We start from the raw sequence: 21,620 nt of genomic DNA, 5'->3' as shown, positions 1-21,620 counted from the left end.
GCCCCCGTCTACTGTGCATGGGGTTGTTTTCGAGGTTTGAGCCGGCGGCTATCCTCTGCGCCGGGCCGCAGAGGCGTCCGCCATGGTGTCGACGTCCTCGCGCCAGGATAGAATCTCCATCGCCAGCACGGGATGGTTAAACCCCTTGAGCTGGAGATCGTCGAGGGCACGGGCCTCGACGGATTGCTCGACCATGCCGTAGACGCGGCGGCTGACCACGACCTGGTTGGCCTTGGCCTCGCTGCAGAGGCGGGAGGCGAGGTTGGTGACGCTGCCGATCGCGGCATATTCCAGCCGCTGCTCGAAGCCGACCTGGCCGAGGGTGGCGTAGCCGAGCGCGATGCCGATGCCGAAGCCGAGGCTATGCCCGCGGTTGCGCCAGCGCTCGGTCAAGGGGCCGATGGTGTCGCGCATCTCCATCGCCATCTTGACGGCGCGCGCGGTGTGGTCGTCGAACTGGATCGGCGCGTTGAACAGGATCATCACGCCGTCGCCGGCATATTTGTCCAGCGTGCCCTCATATTTGAAGATCAGCTTGCCGAGCGCGGCGTGATACTCGCGCAGCACGTTCATCGCCTCTTCCGGCTCGGTTGCTTCGGTGAACGCGGTGAAGCCGCGCAGGTCGCAGAACACCACGGTGACCTCGCGGCGCTGGCTGGTGAGCAGCCCCTCGGAGCTGTCGGAGGAGGCGATCAGCTGCGCCACCTGCGGCGCCAGGAAGCGCTCGAGCTTGCGGATGCGCTCGATCTCGCCGAGCTGGGTCGCGACGCGCTCCTCCAGCGACTTGTTCCAGTCCTTGAGCTGCTCGGTCTGCTGCTTGAGCTGGTCGGCCTGGGCGCGCACGGTCTCGTGCGCGGTCTCCAGCGCGTGGCTCTTGTGGTCGACCTCGGTGAACAGCCGCGCATTGCGCATCGCCAGCACCGCCTGGTTGGCGAAGGTGCGCATCAGGCCGGTGAGGCTGCCTTCGAAGCTGCCGCGGGCGCGGCGCAGCACCACCAGCGAGCCGAGCGTGCCCTGCTGGTCGACCAGCGGCACCACCAGCACCGCATGGAAGCCGGCCTTGACCGCGACGTCGCGCAGCGGCTGCCCGGCGGCGTGGTCGAGATCGGCAATCGCGATCGGCTCGCCGCTGTTGGCGGCCTCGCTCAAGATGTTCTCGCCTTCCTCGATCGTGACATGGTCGCCCTCGGCCGATTTGTCGATGCCGCCGGCCTCGACCAGGTTGAAGCGATGGTGCTCGGCATCATAGCCGTAGATCACCACCGCATCGGCATGGCTGATCTCCAGCGCGCGGGCGGCGATGGTCGGCAGCACGGCGTTGAGGTCGAGCGAGGCGGCGACCGCGCGGCCGACCTCCTCCAGCACCTTCAGCTCGTTGATCGACTGGGCGAGGTCGCGGGTGCGTTCCTCGACCTTGGTCTCGAGGTTGGTATAGGTCTCCTGGAGCTGGCCGGCCATGCGGTTGAACTGCCCGGCGAGCTCCTCCAGCTCGTCGGAGGTGTGCACGTCGATGCGGTGGCTGAAGTCGCCCTCGCCGAGCTTGTGCGCACCGTCGCGCAGCGCCGTGATCGGAATGATCATGCGGCGCGCCAGCAGCGTGCCGGCAAGGATCGCCACCATCAGGCCGACCCCGATCAGAAGCGCGATGCGCACCAGCTGGTCGCGGATCGGCGTCAGCGCCTGCGCGGTCGGCTGCTCGAACAGCACGCTCCAGCCGAGCTTTGGCACGGTGCTCGCGGCAGTCAGCACCGAATGGCCGTTGAAGTCGGTGCCGAACGTATCGCCCGCGCGGCCGGGCGCGATGGCGGCTGCGACCTGCGGCAGCTTCGACAGATCCTTGCCGACGTCAGGGCCCTTCGACGAGGTCGCCAGCACGCGGCCGCGGGAATCGACCACATAGGCGAACGCCGCCTTGCCGAGCTGGGCATCGGACAGGAAGTCGGCGAGGAAGGACAGATCGATCTCGGCCACGGTGACGCCGGCATTGAAGCCGGAATGCGCCACCGAGATCGACATGAACGGCGTCCGGTCGGTGAACCAGGCCGGCGCATAGCTGACACCGCGCGCAACCGTCTCGGTGAAGCGGATGTCGCGGGAGAGGTCGGCATTGCTGCCGGATGTGGTCGACTGGCGCGAGACCCGCAGCACCTCGCGGCCGTCGCCATTGAGCTGGAACAATTGGGAGACGACCGAGACCTGCTGCAGCAGCTGGGCGTAGTCGGCGCGGCGCTTCTCCAGCGTGTCCCGGCTGGCCGTCGTCACCCAGCTGATCTGGCGCTCGAGCTCGGAGACGGACTGCTCGATGCGCCTTGCGGCGGCCTGCGCCTTGTCGCCGAGCCCGTCGGTCAGCGACGTCGTGGTGGCGCGATAGGAGATCCAGGTCTCCATCGCGCCGTTGACGGCGAGCACGAACACGACGAGGCCGACGAGGGAGACGACGTATTTGGCGAACAGGCCCTCGCGCAGAAACCGGATCTTGCCTTGCGCTCCTGCCATCCGGATCCTCTCGCGCCAAGACCGACCGCACCACGACCGACGCCGGCGCTATGGGCCGCACCGGCCCTTGCAATCTTCTATCACAATTTGGGCCTTCGGACCGGCCCGGGGCGGGTGCGGTGACCCGCCGGGAGAGGCGGCCGGCGCCACAATGTCGCAGCCGTCGTCCTCATCCGTTCGGATGAAGAACTGGATGACGAGGCGGTGTAAGGCTGCGCGCGGAGTTCGACGCCTTGGTCCGCCAATCACCGATTGAAGAGCTGCCGCATCACGTCGTTCATCGGCTGGCTGTCCTGCTGCGCGACCGGCGGGTCCTGGGTCGGCGGCGCGGGCGAGGCCTGCGGAGCCGGCGTGGTCGGGGCTCCCGGCAGGCTGCGGCTGCGGCCGGTTCCAGTGCCGTTGGACAGAGGGCTGTTGGACAATCCCTGCTGGATCAGATTGCCGATGGCTTCACCGAGCTGGCCGCCGGGCATGGTGCCCGGTCCCGGCAGCTGGATTTGAGGATTGGTGTTGCCGGCTGCGTTGCCGCCGCCTGCTGCGGCGGTGCCGCCGAGGCCGAGATTACCACCAAGGTTGCTCAACATATTGCCGAGCCCGGCGCCGTCAGGCCCGAACAGACCCTTGCCCATCTCGCGCAGCTTGGCATAGGCGGCATCCGGATTGTCCATCATGCCGGCCATGTCGGGATAGATCTGCGGCTGCGACCAGGGGCCCGAGATCATCACGGGAATGCCGAAGCCGACCGGTTCGGTGGTGCGGCCCTGGCCTTCGGTGGTCATGACGAGCTTGGGCTCGACCCGAAAGCCCAGCATCCTGGTGTCGAGCGCGATGGTGCCGGCGCCGGTGATGCGCACCAGCGGTCCGACCAGGGTGAAGTCGGTCGTCACCGCCTGGCCCTTGTCGATGCGGAACGAGGCGGAGAGCTGCGACAGGTCGGTGCTCTGCTCTTGACTGGCCTGGTTGCCTTGACTCGCTTGGCCGCTGTCTTGCCAGCCCGACAGCTTGCTGGTCGTCAGCGAGCGGATCATCTGCGCGACATTGATGCCGCGGATGGCGCCGTCCTGGAAGTTGACGAAGGCCGTGCCCTGCATGTTCGCCATCAGCGCGCGCTGGCTCGGGCCGGCGCTGCGCAGGGCGAGCTTGGCTTGCATCTTGCCGTTGAGGCGGTCGAACCCGGCAAGGCCCTGCAGCAGCGGCAGCGCCCGCACGCCGACGATGTCGGAATGCATGGCAAAGCTCGGCGCGCCGGAGGTTGCATCGAAGATCACCTCGCCCGAGACCTGGCCGCCATAGGCGCCGAGATTGGCGGTGCTCGCCTTCAAGACGCCGCCGGCGAGCTTTGCATCGAGCGCCAGCGGCGCCAGGCGCGCCTGGCCGAGGATGGCTTCGTTGGCCGAGATCCTGATCTGCGCATCGACATAGTTGAGCCCGGAGACATCGATCGGCGCATCGCTCCAGGGTTGCGAAGGTGCGCCGTCAGGCGACTTCGACTGGGGGATCGTCAGCCGCTGGAAGTCGAGATCGACCTTGACCAAAGGCTTGCTGGCAATGTCGACCGAGGCCCAGCCGTTGAAGGCGCCATCGCCCAGCGTGCCGTTGACGCCATTGATCATCACGATCGGCCCGTTGAGCCGCATCTCGGCGTGGCCGGAAAGCTGCGACGTCAGCACGTCCGGGATGTCGATGGCAAAATCCACCGGCATGGCCTGCCGGTCGACCGGCGGCGCCGGCGTGGTCGCCTTGATGTCGAATTTGGTCGGGTGCTCGCCGATGCGCGCCGTGCCGGTGACCTTGATCGTGCGGTCGCGGCCCGTGTCGTGGCTCATGACGGCGTCGGCGTTGATGGCGCTGATGCGGCTGTCGACGCGATCGCGCATGCGCACGAATGCGACTTCGCCGTCGGTGATCGCAAAACGATCGATGGTCGCGCCGTCCATGTCGGGCGCAGGCGCCTCTCGCGATGCATCGGCCGGCAATGCATCGGCGTTCGGCAGACGATCGCGCAGCATCGGCAGATAGAGCACGGGATGGGTGACGACGATCTCGCGGATATCAGGGCGGCCCGACCATGCGCTGGACAACGACATGTCGACCTGCACGCGCGCGATGGTAAGGCGCGTGATGCCGCTGCGGTCCCTGGGGTTCTGCAGCGCAAGGTCGTTCAGCGTGACGTTCAGCGTCGGCCACAGGCTGATCTTGGTGGTGCCGTCGATCGACAGGCGATAGCCGGTGGCCTGCTCGACGCGTGCGGCAATCGTCGACGTCAGGAAGCCCGAGGGGATCCCGATCACCAGCAGGAGCGCAATCACGATGATGACGGCCACCACCGCCGCGCCGGCGTACTTGACTGCTCTCATGTCGACATCCCAACGGGCGAACGAGCGGAACCCGGCCGGTCGCCCGTCCTCTGCGCCAGACTTTATCCCCGGACCCGAAGCCGCTCCAAGCCGCTAAAAATAATCGCAGGGTGCTGCAAAGTTATGTGACTTATGACACACTTCACATCCGCGGTTTTACGCGATGCTGACTTCGATGCTTCCAAGCTATTTGCCTAAGAAATTCACAAGGACGTTGACATGAGCAAGCAGGCCGAATTTGCGGTCATTCTGAAAATGAATGCCATGTTCGCCGATCTCGGCGCGGACGAACTCCAGCGCTTGTCCAACCTTTGCCACACCCAGCATCTGGCGAACGGCGAGGTGCTGTTCCAGAAGGGCGACCCGGGCGACGCGCTGTTCGGCGTACGCCGCGGCCAGGTCCGCATCGAGACCGGCGCCTCCGATGGCAGCCGGCTGACGCTGAATTTCATGGGACCGGGCGATCTGTTCGGCGAGGTTGCGGTGCTGGACGACCAGAGCCGCACCGCGGACGCGACTGCCGGCGAGGTGAGCGAATTGTTCGTGCTGCGGCGCGAAGACTTCCTCGCTTTCCTCGAGCGTGAGCCGAAGGTCGCGATCAAGATCATCGCACTGCTGTGCCAGCGCATCCGATGGCAGAGCGAGCGCATGGAAGAATCGATGTTGCAGCCTTTGCCGGTGCGGCTGGCGCGACGGCTCTGCGCGCTCGCGGCCGATTTCGGCTCCGAGGTGCACATCTCGCAGGAACAGCTCGGCGTCTTCGTCGGAGCCGCTCGCGAGAGCGTCAACCGCCAGCTTCAGGCCTGGCGCAAGGAAGCGATCCTGGACCTCCAGCGCGGACGGATCCTGCTGAGGAACATGACCAAGCTGACGGCGATCGCACGGAACGAGTAGCCGCGCCACCAAGCTGCTTCATCGTCGGAGTCGCAATTACTCCGCCGCCGGATGCACGATGCTCTTCGGCACCGGCGCCGTCTCCGCGGTCGCAGCGCCCGCGGGCGGAGGCGCATGATGATCGCTCGTCTCCACGTCCTCGCTGTGCACGATCAGCCGCTTGCCGAAGCGCCAGATCAAGGCGCCGAGGTCGTCCATCACCATGAACATCGCGGGCACGAACACCAGCGACAGGATCGTCGAGAAGAGCAGGCCGCCGATCACTGCAAGCGCCATCGGCGAGCGGAACTCGCCACCCGCGCCGACCGCGAGCGCGCTGGGTATCATGCCGGCGGCCATCGCGATCGTGGTCATCACGATCGGGCGGGCGCGCTTCATGCCGGCGTCGATCATCGCCTCGTTGCGCGGCTTGCCGGCGCGAATGGATTCGATGGCAAATTCCACCAGCATGATCGCGTTCTTGGTGACGATGCCCATCAGCATCAGGATGCCGATCCACACCGGTGTGGTGAGCTGCTTGCCGGTGATGAGAAGGGCCGCGATTGCACCGCCGATCGACAGCGGCAGCGAGAACAGGATGGTGATCGGCTGCAGGAAGGTGCCGAACAGCAGCACCAGCACGGCGTAGACCATCATCAGGCCCGATGTGATCGCGGTGGCGAAGCCATCGGACAGCTCGTTCAGGCTTTCGGCGTCGCCGGAGGGTGAGACCTTCACGCCCTTCGGCAGGCTCTTCATCACCGGCAGGTCGTAGATCTTCTTGGTGGCGTCGCCGAGCGCGGCGGAGCCGACGAGGTCTGCTGCGACGGTGGCCTGGCGTTCGCGGTCGTAGCGATTGATGCTGGTAGGGCCCTGGTCGAGCTTGACGTCGGCGATGACCGAGAGCGGCACGCCGCCCTTCTCGCCGTGCTCACCGAGCGGCACGCGCAACTGCTCGAGTGTCTTCAGATTGCCGCGCGCGGCGTCTTCGAGCTGCACACGGATCGGCACCAGGCGGTCGCCGACGTCGAACTTGGCAAGCGCAGGACCGACGTCGCCAATTGTCGCGACGCGGATGGTCTGAGACAGGCTTTCGGTCGAGACGCCCAACCGGGCGGCGAGATCGGCGCGCGGCTCGATACGCAGCTCGGGCCGCTCCAGCGTGGTCTCCGAGATCACGTTGGAGATGGTTGGAATTCGCTTCATCTGCGTCGCGAGTTCGCTTGCGACATTGTTGACGATATTGGCATCGGCACCGGTGACGACCAGTGCGATTGCGCGAAGACCGTTATCGTCGAGGAACCAGAAGCGGATGTCCGGGATATTCTCCAGCTCCTGGCTGATCGAGAATTCCAGCTCGCGCTGAGTGATGTCGCGGTCCCTCTTGGGCGCGTAGTTGATGATCAGGGCGGCGCGGCGGACTTCCTGGGTCCCCGGCGGAACACGCCCGCCATCGACGAAAATGCTTTTGACCTCGGGTCGCTTACGCAGCCGCGCGACGATGTCCTCGGTGACCTTCTCGGTGTAGGCGAGCTGGGTGCCCGGCGGCAATTCGAGGGCCAGCAGCGATCGCGCGCTGTCCTGCGCGGGCAGGAAGCCCTGCGGCAATAGCGTGATGCTCCAGATCGAGGCGGCGAAGATTCCAAAGCCGACCAGTACGGTGATGAAATAGTGCTTCACCGACCACGTTACGACCTTGTGATAGCCCCGCAGCACCCGGCCCGGCGGCGGCTCCTCATGATTGCTGTGCTTGAGGAAGTAGGCCGCAAGCATTGGCGTCACGAAGCGCGCCGCGAGCAGCGAGAAAAACACCTGCACCGACACGGTGATGCCGAATTGCTTGAAGAATTGTCCTGCAATGCCTGACATGAAGCTTGCGGGCGCGAAGATCGCGATGATCGTGAGCGAGATTGCGATCACCGCGAGGCCGATTTCGTCGGCGGCCTCCAGCGCGGCCCGATAGGGCGATTTGCCCATGTTCATGTGCCGAACGATGTTCTCGATCTCGACGATGGCGTCGTCGACGAGAATACCCGTCGACAGCGTGATCGCTAGGAAGCTGACGAGGTTGAGCGAGAAACCGAGGATGTCCATCGCCCAGAACGCCGGGAAGATCGACAACGGCAGCGAAATCGCGGCGATGACGGTGGCGCGCAAATCGCGCAAGAACAAAAGCACGATCACGACGGCGAGGATCGCACCTTCAAACAAGGTCGAGATCGCCGCCTCGTAATTGCCCTTGGTGAATTCGACGGAAGTATCGATCAGTTTCAGGTCGACGTCGGGATAGGCGGCCTTGAGCGCGTCGATGCGCTTCGCGACGGCGGCCGCAATCACCACGTCGCTGGCGCCCTTGGAGCGTTTGATGCCGAGCGCAACCACCGGCTCGCCGTTGAAGCGTGCGAAGGTGCGGCGATCGGCGATGGTGTCGGTGACGGTGCCGAGATCGTCAAGCCTGACTTCGCCGCCGCTGAACAGCGCGATCATGGTGCCGGCGAGGTCGCTCAGCGTCTTGGCGCCGGCCAGCGTCCGGATCGCCTGATCGTTCTTGCCGATCTCGGCGCGCCCGCCGGCGACATCGACATTGGTGCCGCGCAGGCTCTGGCTGACGTTGACGGCGGTCAGCCCCATCGCCTGCAAGCGGTCGGGATCGAGCGAGACCAGGATCTCGCGCTCGACACCGCCGATGCGCTCGACCTGGGCGACGCCGCGGACGCCCTGAAGCGCACGCTTGACCACGTCGTCGACGAAATAAGAGAGCTGCTCCGGCGTCTTGCCAGGCGAGATCGCGGCGTAGGTGACGATCGGCAGGCCGATCACGTCGACGCGCTGGATCAGCGGCTCGTTCACGTTCTGCGGCAGATTCGAGCGCACCCGCGTCACGGCGTCCTTGACGTCGTTGAGCGCGCGGTCGGTGTTGGTTTCGAGCGCGAACTGGATCGTGGTCAGGGAAAGGCCGTCGGTGATCTGCGACCCGATGTGGCGCACCCCTTCCACACCGGAGAGCGCGTCTTCGATGGTCTTGGTAACCTGGGATTCGAGCTCTGCAGGTGCTGCGCCGAACTGCGAAACGGCGACCGAGATCACGGGAATGTCGGCCGAGGGCAGTCGCGTCACCGCGAGCTTGGTGAAGGAGGTCCAGCCGAGGATCAGGAGGATGATCGAAAATACCACCGACGGCAACGGATTGCGGATCGACCATGCCGAGATATTGAGAGCCATCAGCGTACCCGCGTGCGATCGAGTTCATCGGCGAACATGGTCTTGATCTGGTCGCCGTCATGGAGCGAAGAGCCGGCGTCGGCCACGACGATTTCGCCGACGTCGACCCCTTCAAGTATTTCGGTTTGGCTGTCGGATGTCAGCCCGACGCGCACCCGGCGTGTCTCGATGGTGTTGCCTTTGACCACCTGCACGGTGAGGTGGTCGATCGCCGTCTTGGGAACCGCTACGCCGCAGCTTCGCTTGGCGTCGATCGAGGCACGGGCAAACACGCCGACCTTCAGCGATGGATTGTTGGTGACGCTGATGCGGACGCGGCCGAGCTGCGTGGCGCGGTCGATCTCAGGGGCAACCAGCCGGACCCGGCCGATCAGATCGGCGGCGTCATCCCGGCTGATCCGTACCGTCGCGCCGGGGCTGAGTTTTGGCATGTGCACGGCCGGGACCTGTGCATCCAGCTCGATCTCGTTGTTGACGGCGATGCGGAACATCGGTCCCGCCTGTGGCGAGGCCGGCGCGCCGACGATGGTACGAACCTCCGTGATGAGGCCCGGCGCGGGCGCCTTCAGCGAGATCGGCCCCTGTGGGCCCGGCCTTTGCGGCTGGCCCGGCATTTGCGGCGGCGCCGACAGGCGCGCCAGCTCCTGGTTGTCGGTGACGAGAGCGCCCTCGGTGGCGAAGATGTCGGTGACCTTCGATCCTTCCTGGTCGGCCATGACCACGGCCTCGCGCCGCGGCACGAAGAAACCGGTCACCCGCACCAGATCGGAGAAGCAGGCGTTGGTCGACTTCGTCACGATGACCATCGCCTCGCCCGGTGTCTCCTTCACCTCGGGGCGATGCCGATGCTCGAACCAGTAATAACCGACGCCGAGCGCAACGATGAACGCCACGGTTCCTGCAGGCTTGAGATATTCGGAGATGTTCATCGCCGGATCATCCTGGCCTGGCTCGCGGTCGCTGGGAGCGCTTCGGTGAAACGAAGCGGCGTCTCGCAAGGCTGCGAGACGCGCGCTGGGATCACAACTTTACACCACATCACGACGTGTCACTGCAAAGGATTCGTCGTGCTCACTTCGATGCGGTGGTCTTGTTTTCCATGTTCACGACCTGCACGCGGCGGTTCATCTCCGCCATCGGCTGGCTCGGATCCTTCAGCTTGCTCTTGCCGTAGCCGACCGTGACGAGGTCGGTGGCGGCAATGCTGTACTTCTCGACGAGATAGCGCTTGATCGAATCCGCGCGGCGTTCCGACAGCTCCTGATTGTAGCTCTCGCTGCCGGCGGCGTCGGTGTGGCCGGCGACCACGAAGGTCGAGCCCTTCAGTTCGGGGCTGGTCAGCGCGCGGCCCAGTGCCTGCACCGAGGGTAGCGACTTGGTGCTGATATCGGCCGAGTTGTAGTCGAAGGTGATCTCGAGATCGATGTTCGGCTTGTCCTTGGCGGCGGAGGCGATCTCCTCGCGCTCGGTCGACGATAGCGATCGCGTGGCGCGCCCGCGGACGGACTGGATCAGCTTGGTTTCCGCCGGATTCGGCGCCGGATCGGCCTGCGGAGCGATCGAGAGGCCGCGCGTGAGCGGCTTCTTCGGCTGCGGCGCCAGGGCGCGGACGATCTCATCCTCGCTAACATTCTTGCTGTTGCCGTCGTCGGCAGCGAAGGCCGGCGGAAGCGTCAGCGACAGCGCGGCACTGATGGTGATGATGGACAGGATCGCGGTGAGTCCTTTTGCAGCCAGTCTCATAGCCAGTCCCTCCTGCGCGAGCCCGCGCGGTTCCATATTTCCAGCAATAAGCCCCCCGGCAAGGCCGCTTACGGCATCCGTTCAATTAGTCTTCGCCGGCCGCCAAGGGTTCGAGACGCGGCCGGCCTCAAAATCAAAAAATATCAACGCACTCCGTAGCTTGCGAATTCTCCGGCGATGTTCGGGTCCATCGCCTTGGCATTGGCGACGTCGAGCGCGCCCTCCTGGGCCGAGCCGTTGCGCTGCTTCGCTACGCCCCGTCCATAGAGCGAGGAGGTCAGGCGCGGGTTGATCCTCAGCGCGGCGTCGAAATCGGCGATGGCGTTCTTCGCCGCCCCGGATTTGAGGTTCACCAGCCCACGGCTGTCCAGGGCATCGACGAAATTCGGCCGCAGCCGCAGCGCCTCGTTGCAATCCTTCAGCGCGCCTTGGAGGTCGCCGATCACGGCGCGGGTCCAGCAGCGGTTGTTCAACGCCTCGACGTCCTTCGAATTGATCCGGAGCGTGTCGTCAAAATCCTTGATGGCGAGATTGTAGGCCCCTTTGCTGGCATAGACTTGGCCACGCCGGTACAGCGCATTCACGTCGTCCGGATTGGCGGCGATCTTGGCCGTCAGACCCTTGATGGTAGGATCCTCAGCCAGCACGGCCGCGCTCGGCCCGCCATCAGCGTTCGGCGCCGGGGTGGTCTCGACCGGTTTGACCGGCGGTTGCGGCGGAGGCAGCGCGGCGTCAACCTGCGGCTTCGGTGCCGGCGGCGGTGACGGAGGTGCAGGCGGCGCCGGCGGATTGTTCGCAGTCACGGGTGGTGCTGGTGGGGCGGGCGGAGCCGGAGGAGCCGGAGGTGGGTTATTGGCGACCGGCGGCAGGGGCGGTGGGGGAGGTACCGGTGGCGGGGTCGTCGCCGGCGGGCGTGATCCAGCGGCACCTGGAATGAACGAGAAATCCTCGGCGAGCGAGGACGATATCCACGGTACCTGCTCGCCGCGCGAGGCGCGGGTGACGCCCATCTTGGTGCGGTTCAGCGTTTCCTCCGCCATCAGGTCGGGGACGCGGATTTCCTTGAGCAGTTCCTGGACGAACAGGCTGTGGTCGCCGCCGGCGTCCGATACCACGGACGCCAGCGCCGCCGAATACATCACCAGCGTGCCGTTCGGCGCGATGACCGGGGTCAGACCCGCCGAGAAGCTGCGGAACCGGCGTTCGAACGGGTTGCGCCTGCTGGCATCGATCAGCGCGATCTTGACGCCGGCGCCGCGGGTGTTGAGCTCGCCCAGGATCGCCTCGATACTGAAACCGTCGCGACGGACGTCGGACTCGGTCCAGATCTGCGCGTCGACCGGGATCATGTAGCTCTGGCGTGCCGATTGGATGCCGAACCCGCTGTAGAACACCAGCGCCACGGAGCCCGGCTTGATCTTGCCGTAGAGCTTGTCGAAGGCGCGGCGCATCCCGTCGCCGGTCAGGTTCTCACCGACCTCCACGGAAAAGCCGTCGCGCTTGAGCTCGTCGGCGACGTCGCGGGTGTCGTTGATCGGCTCCTTCAGCGGGCTGTCCGCGTCCGGATATTTGGCATTGCCAATGACCAGCGCGTAGCGGTCGCCGGCCGCATGCGACGGCGCAGTCGGGATGAGCGAGACAAGCAATGGCAGAAGAAAAAGCAGGCGAATTTTCATAATCAGCGCGGTCCAGCCAAAAAGGCGCCGTTCCCAGCTTGCGCCGCGGCGACCTTAACTTACGCAATGTGCATTATCAAACCGGGGAGTGTGGGCGTCAACCGCTTGGAGATTCGGTACTATCGCGACAATTGACCGCGACGCACGTGCCGGCTGCGAGGGGAATAAATCGGCGGTCACGGTTCTACTCGACGCGTGCTCGTTCGGGGTTCCGGCAGTCATGTTAGGCCGGTAGTCGCGACGAAAATGTGATTGGTCTCACATTGCGCCCTGCGTCCACCGCGGGCTCAGACGTTTGACCTTTGCGGCGGGCAATGGCTTGGTGCGCGGCAGGTCCATTCAGAAAAGCAAAAGCCGGGATCAAGGTCATGGGAAACGCCTACGAAATCTACGCCCTGCGTTATGCGACGATGTCGCCGCGCACCCCCAGCATGAATTTTTTGGCGCCCGACCCACATGACAGCGCGGCGCAGGATCTCGACTACTTCGTTTGGCTGATCCGAGGGCAGGGCCGCGACATTCTGGTCGATACCGGCTTCAATGCCGAGGAAGCGACCTCGCGCGCGCGCAAGCTGACGCTCAATCCGGTCGATGCGCTGGAGCGTTTTGGCGTCGCAGCGTCGAGCATTCGCGACATTATCGTGACACATCTGCATTACGATCACGCCGGCAATCTCGACCGCTTCCCGAATGCGCGCTTCCATCTCCAGGAGCGCGAGATGGCTTACGCCACGGGCCGCTGCATGTGTAACGGACTGCTGCGACATCCATTCTCGGTCGAGCACGTCACCCAGATGGTGCGCCATGTCTATGGCGAGCGTGTCAATTTCTATTCAGGCGACGGCGAGGTCGCGCCTGGTGTCACCGTGCACCGTGTCGGCGGCCATTCCGACGGACTGCAGGTGGTCAAGGTCGAGACCGCGCGCGGGCCGGTGGTGCTGGCGTCCGACGCTGCGCATTACTACGCCAATCTGCAGCGCCGCAGCCCGTTCCCAATCGTCTACAATGTCGGCGACATGGCGGTGGGCTGGGAGACGATCGAACGTCTCGCCGGGCATCCCGACCGCTACATTCCCGGCCATGATCCGATCGTGACGGAAATCTATCCGCGCGCGAGCGACAAGGTCGATGCCTGGGCCTTGCATTTGCCGCCGACGCGGTCGTTTGCGAAGTGACGGCAAAGCCGTCATGCGCGGGATGCGCCGAAGCCGCAGGCCCGGAATCCATAACCACGATCGGGCGCATGGAATCTCGCGCTGATGACGAGGGGAGCCTGCGGGCGACGGCTTATTTCATGTTGATCGCTTTGACGATCGTTTCGGTATCGGTCAGCCAAACGCTTCCATCCTTTTTTAGCCGTGCTAGCACGCGCCGCATCGCGGCGGCCCCATCTGGTGTGCCAACTACAAAAGGATGGATGCCGATCACCACCGTGGTTGCCTCCCGTGTCGCATCAGCACGCGCTTCCTCGGCGAGCTCAAGCACATAATCGAGCCACAACGTCTCGATTTCGGCCGGCGACTTCATGCGCGCCAGATTTTGCCCCATGTCGACCGTAACCACCGGATAGGGCAACAACATGAGCGGTCCGTTTGGCGTGTTGAGCAGCGATACGACGTCCGAATCCATGCCATCAAGCGTGTAGGTGACGCCCGCGGCAGCCATCGCCTGCATCGTGTCGGCATTGGCGTAAACGCTCGGGCTGGACCAGCCCATCGATTTCACGCCCGTCGTTGACGCGATGAGCCCGATGGTGTCGCTGACATAGTTTTTCTGCTCATCGAGGCCGCGACCAAGTGGCAGCATGCGGCTGGTATTGTTCATACCGTGGGCGACGATCGGCGCGTTTGGCTGAAGGCTGCGGAATTCTTTCCATTCCGACGGATGCGCGCGCGGAAATTCTGCGTTCAAGGCGATGCTGAGCGGTACATCCAGATCCTTGAACAGGCGGGCGACGCGGAGGTTTCCCCAACTCAACGAATATTGGCGGAAGTTTTCGTTGACGAGATCGGGGCTCCGGCCGGCAAGGTCGGGGCGGTAGACCGGTCCCTGGCCGAAGCCAAATTCCTCGACAAAGAGCACGAAACTCACGGCTACCTTCTTGCCACCGGGCCAGGCGGTGACGTGGACGGGTGTGCGTGGAAATTTGGTGATCCAGTCGGCTTCCTGCTGCGCCAAAACCGTCTCAGGCAGAAGCAGCGACAGGACGGCGGCCGTCGCGACGATCAGTCGGTACTGGCAGGGCCAACGTCGCATCATTGCATCGTCCTCTCTCAATGGTGGATCTGTTGGCGCTTGATCTCGCCCGTTCATCGCCGCCAAGCGTCGCAGGTTGAAACCAGACCTGGCCGAGACGCACGGGCTGAAGGGTCGTAGAGCATTCGGCCTTAAAAAATCGTATTTGATGACGCCTGCATGTGCAGCTCCGGGGCGGCACCGCTAACGAACAGATGAGCGCCAACCGTCATGCTGGTTTAAGTCCGCGCCCTAATACGCCTCTTTCGCATCCGCCTCTTCGCTGGTCTGGATCAGGTCGAGGCTTTCTTCGATCTTGCCGAGCAGCGCGGAGAGCTGCTTGCGCTCCTGCGCGGACAGGCAGGCGAGGATCTCGTCTTCCCGCCGCAGCAATTGCGGGAACAGTTCCTCGTACAGCGCGCGGCCCTTCTTCGTCAGCTGCAGGCGGAATTCGCGGCGATCGGCTTTGTTCTCGACCCGCTCGATCAGGCCGTCATGCAACAGCGTCGTCACCGCGCGGCTGATGGTGGATTTGTGCGTGCGGGTGCATTGCGAGATGTACTGCGCGCTGCAGGCATCGTTGCGGAAGCCGAGCGTCGCAATCACGCGCCAGGCCGGAATATCGAGGCCGTGACGCTCCTGATACTCGACTGCGAGCGCGGAGCTGACCTCGGCCGCAAGCCGGTTGAGGCGGAACGGCACGAATCTGAACAGATCGAGTCGCGACTTCGGCTGCGGTGAAGCCTCACCGGCTTGCCGTGTCCTCAGCGCGATGTCGCTGGATGTCCTCGCCAAGGAGAGCGCTCCGAATTCCAGTTGACGGCCGGCCGGCTCCGGTCCAAAATAGTTGCACGTGAGACTATCTAGCAGATCAGTCCTCTCCTGACCAGAGCCGAGGTTAGTATATGGCGGGCGCCAATACGCATCAGGCCAAGACCCAGTTCGGCTATCGCCGCCACGTCGACCAGGACCGCCCGGGCCAAAGTCCGGCCGAGCACCCGGTCGTGGTCGTCGGCGCAGGGCCCGTCGGGCTGTCGCTGGCGATCGATCTCGCCCAGCGCGGCCAGCGCGTCGTCCTGCTGGATGATGCCGACCGCATCGGCGAGGGCTCGCGCGCGATCTGCTTCTCGAAGCGCTCGCTGGAATATTGGGACCGACTCGGCGTCGCCGATCGCATGGTCGACAAGGGCGTCGTGTGGAGCGTCGGCCGGATCTTTCACGGCGAGTCCCAGCTCTATCAGTTCAACCTGCTGCCCGAGGACGGCCACAAGCGGCCGGCCTTCATCAATCTCCAGCAATATTACGCCGAGGCTTATCTGGTCGATCGCATCAGCGATCTGCCCGCGATCGACCTGCGCTGGCGCAACAAGGTGACGGCGGCCGAGCAACGCAACGATTCCGTTGTGCTGACAATCGAGACACCCGAAGGCGCCTATCGCCTGCATGCGGAATATGTCGTCGCCTGCGACGGCGCGCGGTCCTCGCTGCGGCAGATGGTCGGCGCCGAGTTCGCCGGACAGGTGTTCGAGGACCAATTCCTGATCGCCGACGTCAAGATGACGGCGGAATTCCCGACCGAGCGCTGGTTCTGGTTCGATCCGCCATTTCATGCGGGGCGTTCCGCATTGTTGCACCGGCAGCCCGACGATGTCTGGCGCATCGATCTCCAGCTCAGCCGCGATGCCGATCCTGTCGTCGAGAAGAAGCCCGAGAATGTGCGGCCACGCATCGCGCGCATGCTCGGCCACGACAAGTTCGAGTTCGAGTGGATCTCGCTGTATAAATTCCAGTGCCGGCGCATGGACCGCTTCATCCACGGTCGCGTGATTTTTGCAGGCGATTCCGCGCACCAGGTCTCGCCGTTCGGCGCGCGCGGGGCGAACTCGGGACTCGAGGATGCCGAAAACCTCTCCTGGAAGCTCGACCGCGTGCTGCGCGGTACCTCGCCCGCAAGCCTGCTCGACAGCTACCATGTCGAGCGCAGCGAGGCTGCCGACGAGAATATCCGCGAATCCACCCGCTCGACCGATTTCATGGCGCCGAACTCGCATCAGGAAGCCCGGCTGCGCCAGGCGGTGCTGTCGCTCGCGAAGGAAACCGAGTTCGGCAAGCGCATGGTCAATGGCGGCCGGCTGTCGGTGCCATGCAGCTATGATTCCCCGCTGTCATCGCGCGATGCGGATGCCTGGCGCGGTGGACCGTCGCCGGGCTGCTCCATGCTCGATGCGCCGGTTGCGACGCGCGCGGGCGAGCAGGCCTATCTGACGGATGCCTTCCGCAAGGGTGGAACGGATTTTACCCTGCTGTCGTTCAGCAATGGCGCGGCGATCGATGCGCCCGATGGCGTGAAGGATGTTCGTATTGGCGGCGAGGGCGGATTTGCCGATTCCTCGGGCCTCATCGCCAAGCGCTATGACGCCGAGCCGGGCTCGGCCTATCTGTTCAGGCCCGACGGCTACGTCGCGGCGCGCTTCCGCCATCCGACGCGTGAGGCGATCGCGGCCGCGCTGTCGCGGGCCGCAGGTCTGAATTGAGGTCTTAGATGCCGCTTTCCACCAGCTCCAATTTTGCGCGGCCCGACGATGCCTTTCGCGCCATCGTCGAAGCGCATCGCGGCCTCACTGGCGAGCAGAGCGCCGATTTCGATGCGGCACTGGTGCTGATCCTCGCCAATCATATCGGCGATATCGACGTGCTGCGGGAAGCGCTCGTGCTGGCGAAACGCCGCATGATCGACGGCCAGCAGCAACAGCAGCAACAATAACCAAGACTTGAAGGATGAACTGATGGCGAAGAACTTCGCATCCACCGGCGATCTCTCCGAGAAGAAGATCACCTTCTCCGAGATCGGTACCGACCTCTATGCGTTCACCGCCGAAGGCGATCCGAACACGGCGATCATCGTCGGCGACGACGGCTGTCTCGTGTTCGATGCGCAATCGACGCCGGCGATGGCCAACAAGGTGATCGAGCGTGTGCGCACCGTCACGGACAAACCGATCAAATATGTCGTGCTGTCGCATTATCACGCGGTGCGCGTGCTCGGTGCCTCCGCCTACAAGGCACAGGGCATCGTCGCCTCGCAGGAGACTTATCGTCTGATCGAGGAACGCGGCCAGCAGGATTGGGATTCCGAGTATGGCCGTTTTCCCCGCCTGTTCCAGGATGCATCGAGTATTCCCGGCCTGACCTGGCCGACGCTCACCTTCGAAGGCGAGATGTCGATCTATCTCGGCAAGCGCGAAGTGCGCCTGATGCAGCTCGGCGCCGGCCACACCTCCGGCGACATCGTCGCCTGGGTGCCGGATGCCGAGGTGATGTTCTCCGGCGATCTCATCGAATATCACTCGGCCTGCTATTGCGGCGACGCCCATCTGCGTGAATGGCCGCTGACGCTGAACGAGATCCGCAACTTCAATCCCAAGGCGATCGCGCCGGGCCGCGGCGATGCGCTGAAGGGCACGGCCACCGTGCGCGAAGCCATCGCGATGACGCGCGACTTCGTCACCTCGCTTTATGGAGCGGCAGAAGTCTCAGTCGCCAAGGGCCGCACGCTGAAGGAATCGATGGCCGCGACGCGCGAAGTCATGGATCCGAAATTCCACAGCTTTGCCATCTACGAGCACTGCCTGCCGTTCAACGTCTCGCGCGCCTATGACGAGGCGTCGGGCATCGACGATCCCGTGATCTGGACCGACAAGCGCGACCAGGAAATGTGGGCCGCCCTGCAAGGAGGAGGATAGTCATGAATGTCAATACCTCGCCTGATCAGATCATCCGCAGCTCGGCGCAGGTCACGCCGGGCTACATGTCCGGCTTCGGCAACAGCTTTGAGACCGAAGCGCTGCCCGGCGCGCTGCCGATCGGGCGCAATTCGCCGCAGCGCTGCGCTTACGGCCTCTATGCCGAGCAACTCTCGGGCTCGCCCTTCACAGCGCCGCGCGGCACCAATGAGCGCTCCTGGCTCTATCGCATCCGTCCCTCGGTGAAGCATTCCGGCCGCTTCGAGAAGGCCGATGCCGGCCTGTGGCGCTCGGCGCCGTGCCATGAATACGACCTGCCGATCGCGCAGCTGCGCTGGGACCCGACGCCGTTGCCGAAGGAGGATGTCACCTTCCTCCAGGGCGTGCAGACCATGACGACGGCGGGTGACGTCAATACGCAGGCCGGCATGGCCGCGCATGTCTATCTCATCACCAAGTCGATGGTGGACCAGCATTTCTACAATGCCGATGGCGAGCTGATGTTCGTGCTTCAGCAGGGCAATCTGCGCGTCGTCACAGAATTCGGCCGCATCGACGCCGAGCCCGGCGAGATCGTGGTGATCCCGCGCGGCGTGAAATTCCGTGTCGAGATCCCGAATGGTCCGGCGCGCGGTTATCTCTGCGAAAACTATGGCGGCGCCTTCACGCTGCCGGAGCGCGGGCCGATCGGCGCCAATTGTCTTGCCAACGCGCGCGACTTTCTCACGCCGGTCGCACACTACGAGGACAAGGACACGCCAACCGAGCTGTTCGTGAAATGGGGCGGATCGCTGTTCAAAACGACGCTGCCGCATTCGCCGATCGATGTCGTGGCGTGGCACGGCAATTATGCGCCCTATAAGTACGATCTCCGGACCTTCTCGCCGGTCGGTGCGATCGGCTTCGACCATCCCGATCCCTCGATCTTCACGGTGCTGACCTCGCCGTCGGAGACGGCGGGGACCGCGAATATCGACTTCGTCATCTTTCCCGAGCGCTGGATGGTCGCCGACAACACCTTCCGCCCGCCCTGGTATCACATGAACATCATGAGCGAGTTCATGGGCCTGATCTACGGCGTCTACGACGCCAAGCCGCAGGGTTTTGTCCCGGGCGGCATCAGCCTGCACAATTGCATGCTGCCTCACGGCCCGGATCGCGACGCCTTCGAGCATGCCAGCAACGGCGAGCTGAAGCCGGTCAAGCTCACGGGCACCATGGCCTTCATGTTCGAGACCCGCTACCCGCAGCGCGTGACAGCGCATGCCGCGAACGCGTCGACGCTGCAGGACGATTACGCGGATTGCTGGAAGGGACTTGAGAAGCGGTTCGATCCGAACCGGCCGTAGTTACTTCGTCATTCCGGGATGCGCCGAAGGCGCAGGCCCGGAATCCATAACCACGATCGTGAGTATGGATTCTCAGATGCGCAATTGCGCATCGGAGCTCGCGCTCCGCGCGCCCCGGAATGACGGCGGAGAAAACTTCAAATAATCCGGCAGGAAACCAATGCCCCACCCCAACGACCCCAGCCTCCGCTCCTTCGTCGACGTCGATCCGGCCTCCGACTTTCCGATCCAGAACCTGCCCTACGGCGTGTTCTCGACCGCGGCCAATCCGACGCCGCGCGTCGGCGTCGCGATCGGCAACTATGTGCTCGATCTCTGGGAGCTCGAGCAGGATTCGCGGCTCGATGTCGGTCCGCTCGGCGTATTCTCCAGCCCGTCGCTCAATCCCTTCATGGCGCTCGGGCCAAAAGTCTGGACCAAAACGCGGGCGCGGATCAGCGAGCTGCTGCGTCACGATCAACCGGAGCTGCGCGACAACGAGGAGCTGCGCCAGCAGGCGCTGGTGCCGATGCGCGAGGCAAGACTGCATCTGCCGTTCGCGGTCTCCGGCTATACCGATTTCTATTCGTCCAAGGAGCACGCCACCAATGTCGGCGTGATGTTCCGCGGCAAGGACAATGCGCTGCAACCTAACTGGCTCTACATGCCGATCGGCTACAACGGCCGCGCCTCGACCGTCGTCGTGTCAGGCACCAAGGTGAAGCGGCCGCGCGGGCAACTGAAGCCGCCGAATGCGGACGTGCCGAACTTCGGGCCGTGCAAGCGGCTCGATTTCGAGCTGGAGATGGGCACCGTGATCGGCCAGTCCTCGCCGATGGGCGGCATGCTCACGGAGCAACAGGCCGAGGAGATGATCTTCGGCTTCGTGCTGCTCAACGACTGGAGCGCGCGCGACATCCAGCAATGGGAATATGTGCCGTTGGGTCCGTTCCTCGCAAAAGCGTTCGCGACCTCGATCAGCCCCTGGGTGGTGACGCGCGAGGCGCTGGAGCCGTTCCGACTGAAGGGGCCGGAGCAGGAGCCGGTGCCGCTCGATTATCTCACGCAGGGCAAGCCGCAGAACTATGATCTGGAGCTGGATGTCTCCTTGCGCGCCGCCGGCGCCAACGCGCCTGCCGGCATCAGCCGGACCAACTTCAAATACATGTACTGGTCCTCGGTGCAGCAGTTGATGCATCACGCCTCCTCAGGCTGCGCGATGAATGTCGGCGATCTCCTCGGCAGCGGCACCATCTCCGGTCCGGAAAAAAACCAGCGCGGCAGCTTGCTCGAGATCAGCTGGAACGGCACCGAGCCGGTGGAGTTGCCCGGCGGTGTCAAGCGGTCGTTCCTGGAGGACGGCGACAGCCTCGTGATGCGTGGCTGGTGCCAGGGGGATGGTTATCGCGTGGGGTTCGGTGAGGTCGAGGGGACGATATTGGCGGCGGAGTAGGGTGCCGCTGCTGCTACAGACTCCGTCATTGCGAGCGCAGCGAAGCAATCCAGAATCTCTCCGCGGAGGGATTTCTGGATTGCTTCGTCGCAAGGGCTCCTCGCAATGACGTGGAAAGAGCCTACCGTTTCTCCGGCGGCACATCCCTGACCCGCGCGCAATGCGCCGCGACGTCCTCCACGCTGTATTTCAAATGCACCCGCTTGTCGGACGGCGCCTGCTTGGTCGTGCATACGCCCGGGCGCCATTCCTGCGTCGGCCTGATCGGGCGCGGGGCAAAGCCGCCGCCGCAGTTCGGGCAGACGTTGGAGAGCTTTGTCTCCACGCAATCCGCACAGAACGTGCATTCATAAGAGCAAATCCGCGCGTTCGTTGCATCAGGCGGCAAATCGCAATCGCAATATTCGCAGTTCGGTCGAAGCTGGAGCGCCATGGTTGAATCTCCGAAAGCTGGCCGGGATCATCGCAGATCGCGCGCGCGACGCGAATGGCAT

General features: G+C 64.4%; 16 protein-coding genes. 7 read left to right on the top strand and 9 right to left on the bottom strand.

What is annotated here, in order from left to right:
- Positions 1-48: 48 nt before the first annotated feature.
- Positions 49-2,496: an adenylate/guanylate cyclase domain-containing protein gene (locus ACLFLU_RS41205; protein WP_426410336.1), complete on the bottom strand. Its 2,448-nt coding sequence runs from the start codon at positions 2,494-2,496 to the stop codon at positions 49-51.
- A 245-nt stretch (positions 2,497-2,741) separates the two neighbouring features.
- Complete coding sequence (locus ACLFLU_RS41200; RefSeq protein ID WP_426410335.1) at positions 2,742-4,853, bottom strand: AsmA family protein; 2,112 nt, start codon at positions 4,851-4,853, stop codon at positions 2,742-2,744.
- A 219-nt stretch (positions 4,854-5,072) separates the two neighbouring features.
- On the opposite strand from ACLFLU_RS41200, the gene ACLFLU_RS41195 reads away from it, so the two are divergent.
- Entirely contained in the window at positions 5,073-5,747 is a 675-nt protein-coding gene (locus ACLFLU_RS41195; protein ID WP_426410334.1) for a Crp/Fnr family transcriptional regulator, read from the top strand.
- 36 nt (positions 5,748-5,783) lie between these two features.
- On the opposite strand, the gene ACLFLU_RS41190 is transcribed toward ACLFLU_RS41195, so the two are convergent.
- The 4 genes from ACLFLU_RS41190 to ACLFLU_RS41175 form a co-directional block, all read right to left on the bottom strand.
- On the bottom strand, positions 5,784-8,948 hold the full coding sequence (locus ACLFLU_RS41190; RefSeq protein WP_426410333.1) for an efflux RND transporter permease subunit: 3,165 nt from the start codon (positions 8,946-8,948) through the stop codon (positions 5,784-5,786).
- A complete protein-coding gene (locus ACLFLU_RS41185) occupies positions 8,948-9,877 on the bottom strand; it encodes an efflux RND transporter periplasmic adaptor subunit (RefSeq protein ID WP_426410332.1) in 930 nt (309 codons plus the stop codon). The genes ACLFLU_RS41190 and ACLFLU_RS41185 overlap by 1 nt, the downstream gene beginning before the upstream one ends.
- Before the next feature lie 142 nt (positions 9,878-10,019).
- On the bottom strand, positions 10,020-10,691 hold the full coding sequence (locus tag ACLFLU_RS41180) for an OmpA family protein (protein ID WP_426410331.1): 672 nt from the start codon (positions 10,689-10,691) through the stop codon (positions 10,020-10,022).
- A gap of 143 nt (positions 10,692-10,834) precedes the next feature.
- Positions 10,835-12,367, bottom strand: coding sequence for a caspase family protein (locus ACLFLU_RS41175; protein ID WP_426410330.1), 1,533 nt, complete (start codon positions 12,365-12,367; stop codon positions 10,835-10,837).
- Between the two features lie 368 nt (positions 12,368-12,735).
- On the opposite strand from ACLFLU_RS41175, the gene ACLFLU_RS41170 reads away from it, so the two are divergent.
- Positions 12,736-13,542, top strand: a complete 807-nt coding sequence (locus tag ACLFLU_RS41170) for an N-acyl homoserine lactonase family protein (protein ID WP_426410329.1) — start codon at positions 12,736-12,738, stop codon at positions 13,540-13,542.
- A gap of 112 nt (positions 13,543-13,654) precedes the next feature.
- Here the strand turns inward: ACLFLU_RS41170 and ACLFLU_RS41165 are convergent, their stop codons facing one another.
- Complete coding sequence (locus ACLFLU_RS41165) at positions 13,655-14,626, bottom strand: polysaccharide deacetylase (protein ID WP_426410328.1); 972 nt, start codon at positions 14,624-14,626, stop codon at positions 13,655-13,657.
- Between the two features lie 228 nt (positions 14,627-14,854).
- The gene (locus tag ACLFLU_RS41160; protein WP_426410327.1) at positions 14,855-15,397 is read right to left on the bottom strand and encodes a MarR family winged helix-turn-helix transcriptional regulator; all 543 of its coding nucleotides are present in this window, start codon (positions 15,395-15,397) and stop codon (positions 14,855-14,857) included.
- 110 nt (positions 15,398-15,507) lie between these two features.
- Here ACLFLU_RS41160 and ACLFLU_RS41155 point away from each other — a divergent pair, with 110 nt between their 5' ends.
- The 5 genes from ACLFLU_RS41155 (at position 15,508) to fahA (ending at position 21,126) form a co-directional block, all read left to right on the top strand.
- Complete coding sequence (locus tag ACLFLU_RS41155; protein ID WP_426410326.1) at positions 15,508-17,136, top strand: FAD-dependent oxidoreductase; 1,629 nt, start codon at positions 15,508-15,510, stop codon at positions 17,134-17,136.
- A gap of 8 nt (positions 17,137-17,144) precedes the next feature.
- The gene (locus ACLFLU_RS41150) at positions 17,145-17,366 is read left to right on the top strand and encodes a DUF2783 domain-containing protein (protein ID WP_426410325.1); all 222 of its coding nucleotides are present in this window, start codon (positions 17,145-17,147) and stop codon (positions 17,364-17,366) included.
- Positions 17,367-17,388: 22 nt separating this feature from the next.
- On the top strand, positions 17,389-18,345 hold the full coding sequence (locus ACLFLU_RS41145) for an MBL fold metallo-hydrolase (protein WP_426410324.1): 957 nt from the start codon (positions 17,389-17,391) through the stop codon (positions 18,343-18,345).
- A 2-nt stretch (positions 18,346-18,347) separates the two neighbouring features.
- The gene (gene hmgA, locus ACLFLU_RS41140; RefSeq protein ID WP_426410323.1) at positions 18,348-19,694 is read left to right on the top strand and encodes a homogentisate 1,2-dioxygenase; all 1,347 of its coding nucleotides are present in this window, start codon (positions 18,348-18,350) and stop codon (positions 19,692-19,694) included.
- Between the two features lie 160 nt (positions 19,695-19,854).
- On the top strand, positions 19,855-21,126 hold the full coding sequence (gene fahA, locus ACLFLU_RS41135) for a fumarylacetoacetase (RefSeq protein ID WP_426410322.1): 1,272 nt from the start codon (positions 19,855-19,857) through the stop codon (positions 21,124-21,126).
- Positions 21,127-21,247: 121 nt separating this feature from the next.
- On the opposite strand, the gene ACLFLU_RS41130 is transcribed toward fahA, so the two are convergent.
- Complete coding sequence (locus tag ACLFLU_RS41130; protein ID WP_426410321.1) at positions 21,248-21,559, bottom strand: DUF1272 domain-containing protein; 312 nt, start codon at positions 21,557-21,559, stop codon at positions 21,248-21,250.
- Positions 21,560-21,620: the final 61 nt, after the last annotated feature.

Source organism: Bradyrhizobium ganzhouense, assembly GCF_049949285.1.
Classification (GTDB): domain Bacteria; phylum Pseudomonadota; class Alphaproteobacteria; order Rhizobiales; family Xanthobacteraceae; genus Bradyrhizobium; species Bradyrhizobium ganzhouense.
Note: the sequence above shows the minus strand (reverse complement) of the source record. Positions and strands in the feature narration are given on the sequence as shown.